13 protein-coding genes are annotated in these 12,160 nt (G+C 65.9%); 9 read left to right on the plus strand and 4 right to left on the minus strand.

Annotated features, from left to right (window positions below; genetic code table 11):
* The first annotated feature begins 102 nt into the window (after positions 1 to 102).
* The 4 genes from C4301_RS00005 to C4301_RS00020 all read left to right on the plus strand — a co-directional run bounded on the left by C4301_RS00005 (position 103) and on the right by C4301_RS00020 (position 3,230).
* The gene (locus C4301_RS00005; protein WP_352413072.1) at positions 103 to 1,026 is read left to right on the plus strand and encodes a ribose-phosphate diphosphokinase; all 924 of its coding nucleotides are present in this window, start codon (positions 103 to 105) and stop codon (positions 1,024 to 1,026) included.
* 67 nt (positions 1,027 to 1,093) lie between these two features.
* The gene (locus tag C4301_RS00010; protein ID WP_352413073.1) at positions 1,094 to 1,711 is read left to right on the plus strand and encodes a 50S ribosomal protein L25; all 618 of its coding nucleotides are present in this window, start codon (positions 1,094 to 1,096) and stop codon (positions 1,709 to 1,711) included.
* Complete coding sequence (gene pth, locus C4301_RS00015) at positions 1,712 to 2,260, plus strand: aminoacyl-tRNA hydrolase (protein ID WP_352413074.1); 549 nt, start codon at positions 1,712 to 1,714, stop codon at positions 2,258 to 2,260. It begins immediately after the preceding gene.
* A gap of 10 nt (positions 2,261 to 2,270) precedes the next feature.
* Positions 2,271 to 3,230: a D-alanine--D-alanine ligase family protein gene (locus tag C4301_RS00020; protein WP_352413075.1), complete on the plus strand. Its 960-nt coding sequence runs from the start codon at positions 2,271 to 2,273 to the stop codon at positions 3,228 to 3,230.
* Here C4301_RS00020 and ftsH read toward each other — a convergent pair.
* On the minus strand, positions 3,220 to 5,040 hold the full coding sequence (ftsH, locus tag C4301_RS00025) for an ATP-dependent zinc metalloprotease FtsH (RefSeq protein WP_352413076.1): 1,821 nt from the start codon (positions 5,038 to 5,040) through the stop codon (positions 3,220 to 3,222). The two genes, C4301_RS00020 and ftsH, sit on opposite strands and share 11 nt — an antisense overlap.
* An 83-nt stretch (positions 5,041 to 5,123) precedes the next feature.
* Here ftsH and C4301_RS00030 point away from each other — a divergent pair, with 83 nt between their 5' ends.
* Positions 5,124 to 6,467, plus strand: a complete 1,344-nt coding sequence (locus C4301_RS00030; protein ID WP_352413077.1) for a tetratricopeptide repeat protein — start codon at positions 5,124 to 5,126, stop codon at positions 6,465 to 6,467.
* A 6-nt stretch (positions 6,468 to 6,473) separates the two neighbouring features.
* On the opposite strand, the gene C4301_RS00035 is transcribed toward C4301_RS00030, so the two are convergent.
* Both C4301_RS00035 and ruvB read right to left on the minus strand, forming a co-directional pair.
* Positions 6,474 to 7,508, minus strand: a complete 1,035-nt coding sequence (locus tag C4301_RS00035) for a DUF4388 domain-containing protein (RefSeq protein ID WP_352413078.1) — start codon at positions 7,506 to 7,508, stop codon at positions 6,474 to 6,476.
* Positions 7,505 to 8,476 carry a Holliday junction branch migration DNA helicase RuvB gene (gene ruvB, locus C4301_RS00040; RefSeq protein ID WP_352413079.1) on the minus strand — a complete coding sequence of 324 codons (972 nt, stop codon included), beginning with the start codon at positions 8,474 to 8,476 and terminating at the stop codon, positions 7,505 to 7,507. The genes C4301_RS00035 and ruvB overlap by 4 nt, the downstream gene beginning before the upstream one ends.
* A gap of 22 nt (positions 8,477 to 8,498) precedes the next feature.
* Between ruvB and panB the strand changes: the two genes are divergently transcribed.
* Positions 8,499 to 9,329: a 3-methyl-2-oxobutanoate hydroxymethyltransferase gene (panB, locus tag C4301_RS00045; protein WP_352413080.1), complete on the plus strand. Its 831-nt coding sequence runs from the start codon at positions 8,499 to 8,501 to the stop codon at positions 9,327 to 9,329.
* A gap of 118 nt (positions 9,330 to 9,447) precedes the next feature.
* A complete protein-coding gene (locus C4301_RS00050) occupies positions 9,448 to 10,362 on the plus strand; it encodes an RluA family pseudouridine synthase (RefSeq protein WP_352413081.1) in 915 nt (304 codons plus the stop codon).
* Here C4301_RS00050 and rocF read toward each other — a convergent pair.
* Positions 10,359 to 11,252: an arginase gene (gene rocF / locus C4301_RS00055; protein ID WP_352413082.1), complete on the minus strand. Its 894-nt coding sequence runs from the start codon at positions 11,250 to 11,252 to the stop codon at positions 10,359 to 10,361. The genes C4301_RS00050 and rocF overlap by 4 nt on opposite strands.
* A 120-nt stretch (positions 11,253 to 11,372) precedes the next feature.
* Here rocF and C4301_RS00060 point away from each other — a divergent pair, with 120 nt between their 5' ends.
* Positions 11,373 to 11,909 carry a YceD family protein gene (locus tag C4301_RS00060; protein ID WP_352413083.1) on the plus strand — a complete coding sequence of 179 codons (537 nt, stop codon included), beginning with the start codon at positions 11,373 to 11,375 and terminating at the stop codon, positions 11,907 to 11,909.
* A 37-nt stretch (positions 11,910 to 11,946) separates the two neighbouring features.
* Positions 11,947 to 12,129, plus strand: a complete 183-nt coding sequence (gene rpmF, locus C4301_RS00065; protein ID WP_352413084.1) for a 50S ribosomal protein L32 — start codon at positions 11,947 to 11,949, stop codon at positions 12,127 to 12,129.
* Positions 12,130 to 12,160: the final 31 nt, after the last annotated feature.

Raw genomic sequence — 12,160 nt, forward strand, 5'->3', positions numbered from 1 at the left:
TGGCGGGGGAGGGGGCTGGGGGCGATTTTGTCCGCTTCCTCCACCTGGCGAGCGTTAGGCTAGCCCAGGTGGCCCTCCGGGCCGTATACTGAAGAGGGGGCCATGCAAATCCGAATTTTTTCTGGGAACGCCCATCCGGACCTGGCGCGGCGGGTGGCCGAGGCTTTGGGCCAGAGCCTTGGGAAGGCCCTGGTGGAGCGTTTCCCAGATGGGGAGGTGCGGGTGAGGCTTCTGGAAAGCGTCCGGGGGGATGATGTCTACCTCATCCAGCCCACCAGCCCCCCGGTAAACGACCACCTGATGGAGCTCCTCCTCCTTGCGGACGCAGCCCGGAGAAGTTCGGCCGCTCGGATCAACGCCGTCGTTCCCTACTTCGGGTATGCTCGGCAGGACAAGCAGACCGAGGGGCGGGAGCCCATCAGCGCCAAGCTGGTGGCCAACCTCCTCGAGGCCGTAGGGGTGGACCGGGTCATCGCCATCGACCTGCACGCCCCGCAGATCCAGGGGTTTTTTGACATCCCCGTGGACCACCTCTCCGCGGTGAAGCTCTTCGCCCGCTACCTAAAGGAAAGGGGCCTGGACCAGGGCGCGGTGGTGGTCTCCCCGGACGCGGGCCGGGCGGAGGAGGCGAGGCGGCTTGCGGAGCGGCTCTCCCTCCCTTTTGCCATGCTGGCCAAGCGCCGGACAGGTCCCCGGGAGACCCAGGTCACCTACGTGATTGGGGATGTGGAGGGGAAAAGGCCTCTGGTCATCGACGACATCATCTCCACCGGGGGCACGATCCGCCGGGGGGTGGAGGCGCTTCTCCAGGCGGGGGCCCGGCCGGAGGTGGTGGTTTTGGCCACCCACCCGGTTTTAGTGGCGGGGGCGCGGGAGAACCTGGCCCACCCCGCCATCCGGGAGGTGGTGTTTACCGACACCATCCCCTTGAGGGAGGGGGGGTACACCGTTTTGTCCACCGCAGAGCTCTTGGCCCAGGCCATCCGGCACGTCCACACCAATCAGTCGGTGAGCGCTTTGATCTGAGGCCTTCTGGTGTTAGACTCTGCAAGGTACGCCCCTGGGGCGTGACCCAGGTTAGGGAGGGTCGGTCATGGAGTACAGACTGAAGGCCTATTACCGGGAGACGGAGAAGCCGGGCGCCCTGAGGCGGGCGGGAAGGCTTCCCGGCGTGATGTACAACAAGAACCTGAACCGTAAGGTCTACGTGGAGCTGGCCGAGTTTGACAAGGTCTTCCGCCAGGCGGGGATCCACCACGTGATCACCCTGGAGCTCCCCGACGGCCAGGCCCTGCCTTCCCTGGTCCGGCAGGTCAACCTGGACAAGAGGCGGCGCCTTCCTGAGCACGTGGACTTCTACATCCTTTCCGACGAACCGGTGGAGATGTACATCCCCTTGCGCTTTGTGGGGGAGGCGCCGGGGGTGCGGGAGGGCGGGGTGCTCCAGGAGGTCCACCGGGACATCCTGGTCCGGGTCTCGCCCCGGAATATTCCCGAGTTCATCGAGGTGGACATCTCTGGCCTGTACATCGGCGACTCCCTGCACGCGGAGGACCTGAGGCTTCCCGAAGGGGTTCGCCTGGCCATGGACCCCAAGGAGACGGTCGTGGCCGTGGTCCCTCCGGAGGACGTGGAGAAGCTCGCCGCCCAAACCGAGGCGACCCCTGCCGAGCCCGAGGTCATTGGGAAGGGAAAGAAGGAAGAAGAGTAGGTGTTCTTGGTGGTGGGCCAGGGGAACCCGGGTCCTGGGTACGAGAGGACCAGGCACAACGCGGGCTTCCAGGTCCTGGACCGGCTCGGCCTCGAGTTCCGAAAAAGGGGCGAGGCCCTTTTGGCCGAGGCCAAAGGAGGGGTTTTTGTCAAACCCCTCACCTATTACAACGCCACGGGCCGGGTGGTGGGTCCTTTGGCCCGGTTTTACAAAATCCCTCCTGAACGCATTCTGGTCGTCCATGACGAGATGGACCTTCCCCTGGGCCGCCTCCGCTTCAAGGCGGGCGGGGGGCTCGCGGGGAATAAGGGCCTGATCTCCATTGCCGAGGCCCTAGGCAGCACGGGCTTCCACCGTCTCCGCCTGGGGATCGGAAAGCCCCCAAGCCCCAGGGAGGGGGCCCGGTACGTCCTTTCCCCCTTTCGGCCGGAGGAGCTCCCCCTTTGGGAGAGGGTCTTGGAGGCCGCCCGTGGGGCGGTCCTCTGCTGGGTGGAGGAGGGGTTTACCCCATGCGCCAACCGGTATAACGCCTTGGACCTTGCCCCGTAGAATGGCCCTTATGAGGGTGCTCCTTGTGGCGGGCGGGGTGTCGGGCGAGCACGAGGTTTCCTTGGCCTCGGCCAAGGGGGTTTTGGCGCACATGCCCTTCCCCACCGAGCTTGCGGTCATCGCCAAGGATGGGTGCTGGCTCTTGGGGAAGGCCGCCCAGGCGGCCTTAGAGGAGGGCCGGGCGGAGGAGGGGGAAGTTCCGTTTCCGCCGCCCTTGGACTGGAAAACCTACGAGGTGGTCTTTCCCCTTTTGCACGGGCCCTTTGGCGAGGACGGGACCTTTCAGGGGTTTTTGGAGCTTCTGGGCAGGCCCTACGTGGGGGCGGGGGTTCTGGCGAGCGCCCTTTCCTTGGATAAGGATCTCTTCAAGCGGGTGATGCAAAACGCGGGCCTGCCCGTGGTGGACTGGGTGGCGTTTTGGAAGGGGGAACCCCCCCACCTCCCCTTCGACCCCCCTTACTTCGTCAAGCCCGCCACCACCGGCTCCTCCTTGGGGGTTTCCCGGGTGGAGGACCTGGAAGAACTTCAGAAGGCGTTGGAGCTTGCCTTTCGGTATGCGGACAAGGCGGTGGTGGAAAAAGCCCTTCCGGTTCGGGAGCTCGAGGTGGCCCTCCTTGGCAACCTCGAGGCCGAGGCCAGCGTGGTGGGGGAGGTGCGGTATGAGGCGGCCTTTTACGACTACGAGACCAAGTACACCCCTGGCCGGGCCGAGCTCCTCATCCCCGCTCCTTTGGACCCGGGAACCATGGAGACGGTCCAGGAGCTGGCCAAGAAGGCCTACCGGGTCCTGGGCCTAAGGGGAATGGCCCGGGTGGACTTCTTCCTGAGCGAGGGGGAGGTGTACTTAAACGAGGTGAACACCATTCCCGGCTTCACCCCCACCAGCATGTACCCCAGGCTCTGGGAGGCCTCGGGCCTCCCCTACCGCGAGCTTTTGCAGAAGCTCGTGGAGCTGGCCCTTAACCGCTGATCTTCCGGGTCTCCTCGAGGATGGACCGGACCCGGTCGCCGGGGATGGTCTCGTGGAGGAGGAGCTCCTCCGCGATTTTGTGCATGGCCTCTGCGTGAGCCATCAGGACCTCCCGTGCCCTCTGGTAGGCCTCGTCCAGGATGCGCCGGATATCCTCGTCGATGAGCCTAGCCGTCTCCTCGGAATGGTCCTTCTTGCGGGCGAGCTCCTCTCCCAGGAAGATGGGCCCGGAGTCCGAGCCCCAGGCGATGTGTTTAAAGTGCTCCCCCATTCCCCAGTCCAAAACCATCCGCTTGGCAATCTGGGTGGACCGCTTGAAGTCGTCCTGGGCCCCGGTGGTCACGGTGCCCGTGAAGAGTTCCTCCGCCGCACGGCCCGCCATCAAAACCGCGAGTTCGTCCATCAGGTGTTCCCGGCTCACCAGGACCCTTTCCTCGGGCTTGCTCCACCTCGCGCCCAGGGCCATCCCCCTAGGGACGATGGAGACCTTTTCCGTCTTGTCCGCATGGGGCAGGACCTCTCCCACCACCGCGTGCCCCGCCTCGTGGTAGGCCACGGCCCGGCGCTCCTCTTCGGAGAGCTTGAGGGCGGGCCGCTCCAGCCCCAGAACGATCTTGTCCAGGGCCTTCAGGAAATGCTCCTTGCGGATCTTTTTGGCGTTTTCCCGGGCGGCCAGAAGGGCGGCCTCGTTGACCAGGTTCTTGAGGTCTGCGCCCGAAAAGCCGGGGGTGAGGTGGGCAAGCTCCAAGGCCTCCACGTCTTCCCCGATGGGCTTATTCCGCATGTGGACGAGGAGGATGGCCTTGCGTTCCTCCAGGCTCGGTAGACCCACCACCACCTGCCGGTCAAACCGGCCTGGCCTTAAGAGGGCGGGGTCCAGGATATCCGGCCGGTTGGTGGCGGCGAGGACGATGACCGAGGTGCTCTTTTCGAACCCGTCCATCTCGGAGAGGATCTGGTTGAGGGTCTGCTCCCGCTCGTCGTGGCCGCCGCCTATCCCGGCGCCCCGTTTGCGGCCGATGGAGTCGAGCTCGTCGATGAAGATGATGGCCGGGGCGTTTTTCCGAGCGTCCTCGAAGAGGCTCCGCACCCGGCTCGCCCCCACCCCCACGAACATCTCCATGAACTCGCTGGCGGAGACGGAGAAGAAGGGCACCCCCGCTTCTCCGGCCACCGCCCGGGCGAGGAGGGTCTTCCCCGTGCCCGGGGGGCCCACCAGGAGGACGCCTTTGGGGATCTCCGCCCCGATTTCCAGATACTTCTTGGGGTTTTTGAGGAAGTCCACCACCTCCATAAGCTCCCGTTTGGCCTCCTCGTGCCCCGCCACGTCCTTGAAGGTGGTCTCCACCCGGCGCTCCTTGCCGTACAGCCGGGCCCGGCTCTGGCCGAACTGCATCACCTGGCCCGCCCCGCCCTGGGCCCGCATGAAGAAGAACCAGAAGAACGCGATGAGGATGAGGGTGGGGGCGGCGTAGATCAGGATCTGGGGCCAGGGGTTAGGGGCCTTGGTCACGATGCGGACTCCGTTCGCCTCGAGAAACCGCAACAGCTCGGGGTCCTGGACCTGGGCCGGAGGCAAGGGGACTTGGAAGCGGTGGCCGATCCGGTCGCCCAGGCGTTCGGGCGCTTTCATACGGCCCAGGATCCGGGTCTCCTCCAGCGTAACCTCCTCCACCTTCCCCGCCTGGACATAGGCGCGGAAGTCCGTGTAGGAGAGGGTGGGTACCGGGGGTCCGGAAAAGGTGGTGTACAGGAGCCAGCCCAGAAGGATGACCAGGATGAGGTTGAAGGGGTTGATCCGGTTTGCCAACGTCCTACCTCCTGATTCTAGTTTAAGGGCTTTGTGAATGAGAAAAGGAAGCCCATTCCCCTTCGTGGTATCCTGCAAGTCGGATGGAGCGGGTTCTTCGGGCCCTTCACGAGGGGGACTACGACACCGCCCTCGAGCTTCTACACCGCCAGAGCCTCTACAAAAAGGAGGCCCTGCTTTTTCTCGCCGAGGTCTACAGCCTTTACGGGAGCGAGGCCCTGGAGGAGGCCCACCGGGCTTTGGAGGAGGCCCGGGGGGAGGGCTTGGGCCTGGAGCTCAACCCCCTGTACCGGGCCCTTTTGGCGGAGCTTCTAGCCCTGGAGGGGCGCTCTTTAGAGGAGGTGCGGGGGGTTTTTTTGCAGACGGAGGACCCCAGGGCCCGGTACCACCAGGCCATGGCCCTCTTCTACCTGGGCGCGTACGAGGAGGCGCTCCGCCTCATCCCCACCGCTGGCCTTCCAGCCTTTTTGGCCTGGCGGGCCTGGTCCTTGAAAGGCCGGATCCTCGAGCGGCTTTACCGCTACCAGGAGGCGGCCTCGGCCCAGTGGGAGGCCGCCCGCAGGGCCTTAGGCCTCGAGCGCTACTGGAGCCTTCTGGACGCGGCCGCCATGCACCTGGAGGCCGGGGAGCCGGAGGAGGCTTTAAAGGCCCTGGAGGAGGCCGAACGGTCGGTCGAGCTGGAGGGGCCGGAGGATGGGGCCACTCGAAACTACCTTCTGGCCCGGGCCCATTTCCTCCTTGGCAACCCCCAGCAGGCTTTGGCCTTTGTGGAGGAGGCCCTCCGCCTGGAGGGGGAAGGAGGGCATCCGGCCTACGGAACCCCTCTTTTGAAGGCCCAGATCCTCCTCGCCCTTTCCCGGAAGGAGGAGGCCAAACAGGCTTTTCGGGAGGCGCTCTCCCGGGCGGAGGAAGGGGAGCGGGCCCAGGTGCTTCACGAGATCGGGGTGGCGGCCTTGGACCAGGGGGAGTATTTGGAGGCGGAGCAGGTCCTTTCTGAGCTTATCCGCCTCGAGGCCGATTACCCTTATCTGGCCCAGGCCTATGGGGATTTGGCGGAGGCCCTGTACCGGCAGGGCCGCTACCAGGAGGCGGAGGCCATGGCCAAGGAGGCCATCCGCCTGGGGGCGGTGGCCACGGGGGAGCTCATCCTGGGCCATCTGGCCTATGATCTGATGCATCTGGAAGAGGCTTTGGAGCATTATCGGAAAGCGGCGCAGGCGGGGGAGGAGGGTAGCCGGGACTGGGTGGGGGCCATGGAGATGGTGGTGGACACCCTGGCTCAGCTGGGCTACCGGAACCCGGAGGAGGTGGTGGAACGGGCGGAACGGGTCCTTCCCCACCTCAGCCCTTCGGACGAATGGTACCCGATCCTTCAGGCCCACCTTGAGCGGGCCCGGGGGCTTCTCTCCCGGCGCGACCTGAACTGAGCCGACTCAGAGAGGGGGGCGGATCGGGGCCAGGGCCTTGAGAACCTCCCGCCCGGTGAAGGGCCGGGGGATGCGTTCCACCCTTTGGGCCCGCAGGAGGAAGGGCAGGGGGGCCTCGCTCACGGCGAAAAGGGGGAGGAACCGCCCCTCCGGGCTTGCGCGAAGGAGCCGGACCATCTCCAAAAGGCGCTCCCCTTGAAGCAGGGCTGCTCGGGGCCTTTCTTTGAGGATGCGGCGGGCGCTTTCCCCATCCTTGGCCATGAGGACACGGTAGCGGTGGCCTTCCAGAATGTAGAGAAGAAGCCTGCGCACCAGGCTGCTTTCCGCCCAAAGGAGGACCAAAGGATCCTCCGGCCTCAGGGGGGATTCGGCCAGAAGGCCCCGGCTTTTGAGCTCAAAGAGGAGGTGGTAGACCTCCTCCTCGGGAAGCCCGGAGAGGAGGGCCACGCTCTTGGCCCGGCGCACTCCGTCCAAAAGCTCCAAGAGCGCCCAGGCCTCGGGGGAGAGGGGCTGGTGGGTGGGGTCCCCCACCAGCCTTAAGACCTCGTCCTCACCCACCCGGCCCCGCCTCCATTCGTCCAGGCGGCGGGCGGCCTCCAGAAGGGCCTCGGAGAGGTCCAGGGTCTCGGGGAGGGCCACCTGGCTTCCCCCTTCCTCCAGGGGCTCGGCCAGGAGGCTCCCTTCCCTTTCGCCTAAGAGGGTGGCCAAGGCCTCGAGGACCTGGGCGAAAAGCGCTTCCCTCAACTCCTCCTTGCCGATGAGCCCCCGTTCTAGGGCTAAAGCGCCCAGAGGGGTGCCCGGGTTTTCCTTCTGGCCCTCCACCAGGGTCTGGACCTCCTCCAGGCTCAGATGCCCCAGCCGGACCAGGTATTCCCCCAGATGGGGGCCGGGTTCGGTGCGGGCGTAGAGCAGCCTGCCCGAAAGGAGGTGGACGCGGCCGTAGATGCGGCCCTGAAGGGTGACCACCGCATTCCTTTTGGCCCTTTCCAGCGCCCTTAAGAGCTCCGCCAGGTCCAGCTCTTCCAGGCTCGCCCGGATCATAGGAGGGGGTCCATGGGAAGGGCCAAGCCCAGGTGCCGGTAGGCGGCCTCCGTGGCCATCCGGCCTCTAGGGGTGCGCTTCAGAAGGCCCAGCTGGATGAGGTAAGGTTCATAGACCTCTTCTAAAGTGCCCGGGTCCTCGGAGAGCGCAGTGGCCAGGGTTTGTAGCCCCACAGGCCCTCCACCGAAGCGGAGGATGAGGGCCTCAAGAATCTCCCGGTCCCGCTTTTCAAGACCCAGTTCGTCCAGACCCAAAGCCTGGAGGGCTTCCAGTGTTCTTTCCAGCGTAATGCGCCCTTCCCTTGCCACCTCTGCAAAGTCCCGCACCCGGCGGAAGAGCCGTTTGGCGATGCGCATGGTTCCCCGGCTCCGCCGGCCTAGTTCCTTGGCTGCTTCCTCCTCCACCTCGAGGCCCAGGAGACGGGCGTCCCGCTGAATGGCCTGGGCGAGCTCCTCCACGGTGTAGAGGGAGAGGTGTTCCACGATCCCGAACCGGCTCCGCAGGGGGCTGGTGAGGAGGCCGGGCCGGGTGGTGGCGCCGATCAGGGTGAACCGGGGCAGGTCCAGCCGGAGGGTCCTGGCCGCCGGGCCCTGGCCGATGACGATGTCCATCTTGAAGTCCTCCATGGCCGGGTAGAGGTGCTCCTCTGCCTGGCGGCTTAGGCGGTGGATCTCGTCGATGAACAGGACATCCCCCTCGTCCAGGCTGTTCGTGAGGATGGCGGCCAGGTCTCCGGGCTTTTCGATGGCGGGTCCCGAGGTCACCCGGATCTTCACCCCCATTTCGTACGCGATGATGTGGGCCAAGGTGGTCTTGCCCAGGCCGGGGGGGCCCACCAGGAGGAGGTGGTCCAGGGGCTCCCCCCGGGTTTTGGCCGCCTCGAGGTAGACCCGGAGCTTTTGCTTAAGCGGCTCCTGGCCCACGTACTCGTCCAGGGTCTTTGGCCTCAGGGCAGGTTCCAGCTCCACGTCTTCATGATAGCCTTTAGAGATGAAAAGGACGGTCCGGGAGTTTCAAAAGGCCAAGGGCCAGCGCCTGGTCTACGTCACAGCTTACGACTACCCCACCGCCCGGCTGGCGGAGGAGGCGGGGGTGGACGCCATCTTGGTGGGGGACTCCTTGGGGATGGTGGTCCTGGGGTATGAGAGCACGGTGCCCGTGACCCTGGAGGAGATGCTCCACCACACCAAGGCCGCCCGGAGGGGGGCCCCGAGGACGTTTCTGGTGGCCGACCTGCCCTATCTCTCCTATGCCACCTTGGAGCACGCTTTGCAAAGCGCCAAGCGGCTGATCAAGGAGGGGGGGGCGGACGCGGTCAAGCTCGAGGGCGGCAAGGAGGTGGTGGAGGTCGTCAAAGGTCTGGTCCGGGCCGGGGTGCCCGTTTTGGGCCATGTGGGCCTTACCCCCCAGACGGCGAGCATCCTCGGGGGGTTCCGTCTTCAGGGGAAGGACCTGGACTCGGCCCGGAGGATTCTGGAAGACGCCCTGGCCCTGGAGGAGGCGGGGGTCTTTGGGGTGGTGCTGGAGCTTGTTCCCGCCCCCCTGGCCCGGCTTGTCACCGAACGGCTTTCCGTGCACACCATCGGGATCGGGGCCGGGCCCTTCACCGACGCCCAGGTCCTGGTCTTCCATGACCTGGTGGGGCTTTTTGAGGGCTTTAAGCCCCGCTTTGTCAAGCGCTACCTCGAGGCCGCCCCCCTCTTCCGTCAGGCCCTGGCCCGGTACGCCGAGGAAGTCCGCTCGGGGCTTTTCCCTGGTGAAGAGCACAGCTTTGAGATGGCGGAGGAAGTTTTGCAGCGGCTTTACGAGGAGGATCGCTGAGGATCCGCGGAGCTCTGGTAGAGGGCTTTGCCCAGGGGTTTCCCGCCTTTTGGCATCCGCTGAAAAAGGAGTGGGTCCCCCTCCCCTTCCTGCCCTTTGGCGGCTAGAATGGGGGCTTGTGGTGCGCTTTCGGAAGGAAGGCCTGCGCCTGGACCAGGCGGTGGCCGAGGCCTTGGGGATAAGCCGCACCCAGGCCCAGGCCTGGATCGAGGCGGGCCGGGTGCGGGTGGGGGAGAGGGTGGTCACCAAGCCCGCCTACCGCCTCAAAGGGGAGGAGGTGGGGGTGGAGCCCCCCCTCGAGCCCCCCCCTTTGGTGATGCCCGAGGCGTTGGACCTTCCCATCCTCTACCTGGATGAGGAGGTCCTGGTCTTGAACAAACCCCCGGGGATGATCACCCACCCCGCCCCCGGGGTCTACTCGGGCACGGTGGTGAACGCCCTTCTGGGGCGGTTTGTGGAGGAGGTGGCCGCCGAGCGCCCCGAGGAGGTCCGGCCTGGGATTGTCCACCGGTTGGACAAGGACACCTCCGGGGTTTTGGTGGTGGCGCGGCACGAGGGGGCGGCCCGGAGGCTTGCCGAGGCCTTCCGGGACCGGATGGTTCTAAAACGCTACCTGGCCCTCACCCATGGCCACCCCCGGGAGGGAAGCCTCATCGCTCCCATCGGCCGCCACCCCGTGGACCGGACCCGGATGCACGTGGGGGGCCTCGCCGCGCGGTATGCGGAGACGGCCTTCTCCCTCCTCGCCACCGCAGGCCCCTTTGCCCTGGTGGAGGCCAGGCCGCACACAGGCCGCACCCATCAGATCCGGGTCCACTTGAGGCACCTGGGGGCCCCCATCCTGGGCGATGAGGTCTACGGCCAAAAGAGCCCCCATATCCGCCGCCAGGCCCTACACGCCTACGAGCTCCGCTTCCCCCACCCCCGGACCGGCCGGATGGTAGAGGTGACCGCCCCGGTGCCCAGGGATATGGCCGAGGCCTGGCGGGCCTTGGGCGGGGCTTGGCCGGAGGGGATTCTCCTGGACCCTTAAAGGATCCGCTTGCCCAGGAGGCTGAGCGCCAGGCCCACCATCATCTCGGCGGTTCGGTTTTTCTCGTCCAGGATAGGGTTGACCTCGACCAGATCCAGGCTTCTCACCCGGCCTGAAGCGGCGAAGAGCTCCATCAGAAGATGCGCCTCCCGGTAGGTCAGCCCGCCGGGGACCGGGGTCCCCACCCCGGGGGCCAGGCTGGGGTCCAAGACGTCCGCGTCCAAGGAGAGGTGGAGGGGAAGCCCCTCGAGGTGCTTCAAGGCCTCCTCGGCGATCCGGGCGATGCCCAACCGGTCCACCTCGTGCATGGTGTAGACCCGTACCCCCAGCTCTTGAAGGAGCCGCCTCTCCCCTGGGTCCAGGCTCCGTACCCCGATGAGGACGATGTGGCTGGGGTCCAGGCTTTTGAAGGCCTCCACCAGCCGAGGATGCCCCAGGCCGGCCAAAACCGCCAAAGGCATTCCGTGGATGTTCCCAGAAGGGCTGGTCTCGGGGGTGTTGAAGTCCCCGTGCGCGTCCACCCAGACCACCCCCACCTGGCCCCGGGCGGCCACCCCCGAGACCGAGCCCATGGAGAGGGAATGGTCTCCTCCCAAGACGATGGGGAAGGTCTCCTCCGGGAGTTCTTCCACCCTTCCCTTAAGCGTCAAGCAGACCTCCCGGATGGCCTCGAGGTAGGCCAACGTGTGGCCGGAGGACTGGAGGCCCCCGTCTTGCGCCAGGGTCTCCGCCACGGGTACATCCACATCCCCCAGGTCCGTCACGGCAAACCCCAGGGCCTCGAGGCCGTCTTTAAGCCGAGCGTAGCGCAAGGCGGAGGGGCCCATGTCCACTCCGCGCCGGCCGGCCCCCAGGTCCATGGGCATGCCGAGGATCCCGATCCGCCTCATGGGGGCATGATAGCACGGATAAAGGTTTTTGTCGTCTGAAACTTATTTCTTCCCAAATGTATAAAAATGGTTTCCGATGAGCGGTTGAAAAAGAAGGCGGGAGGGTCTAGGATGAGAAGGATGGATTACCGCGAGGTGCAGAGCATCAACCTGGCCCGCCTTCTCAAAGAGGGGGGGAGTGCGAGCGCCTCCGGGGTGGTGCGGAACGCCTTTTACGCGGGCGAGGAGCGCTTCCCCCTCGAGGGCGAGGCGCAGTGGAAGGTGAGCGTAACCTCCGTGGGCCACGACGAGTTCTGGCTTTCCGGGGAGGTGGAGGGGGTGGCGGTGATGGAGTGCCGCCGCTGCCTCAAGCCCACCCGGGTTCCCGTCCACGCCTACTTCCAGCACCTGCTCCACTACCGCCAAGGGGTGGAGGGGGTGGAGTTCCACGAGGAAACCGAGGAGGAGTACTACGTCTTCGGCCAGCCCGACCTGGACCTAAGCGGCTTCTTGGTGGAGGCCTTCGTCACCGAGATGCCGTACACCGCCCTTTGTGAGGAGGGGTGCCGGGGGCTTTGCCCCGTCTGTGGGGCAGACCGGAACCTGGTGGACTGCGGCCACGAGGAGGAGGTCCACCACCCCTTCCAGGTCCTGAAGGGGCTACTTTCCGAGCTTTGAATCTGCTATACTCTTTGGGGTTTGTTGGAGGGAGAAGATGGCCAAGCACCCTGTACCCAAAAAGAAAACGTCAAAGGCGCGGCGGGACGCCCGTAGGAGCCACCATGCCCTGACCCCGCCCACCCTGGTTCCCTGCCCCGAGTGCAAGGCGCCCCGTCCGCCGCACACCGTCTGCCCGGAGTGCGGTTACTACGACGGGCGGAAGGTCTTAGAGGTCTGAAGCCCCCTTGCCCCCCGCTTTGGGTATAGTG

The organism is Thermus sp. (assembly GCF_040290245.1).
In the GTDB taxonomy this organism is placed as follows: domain Bacteria; phylum Deinococcota; class Deinococci; order Deinococcales; family Thermaceae; genus Thermus_A.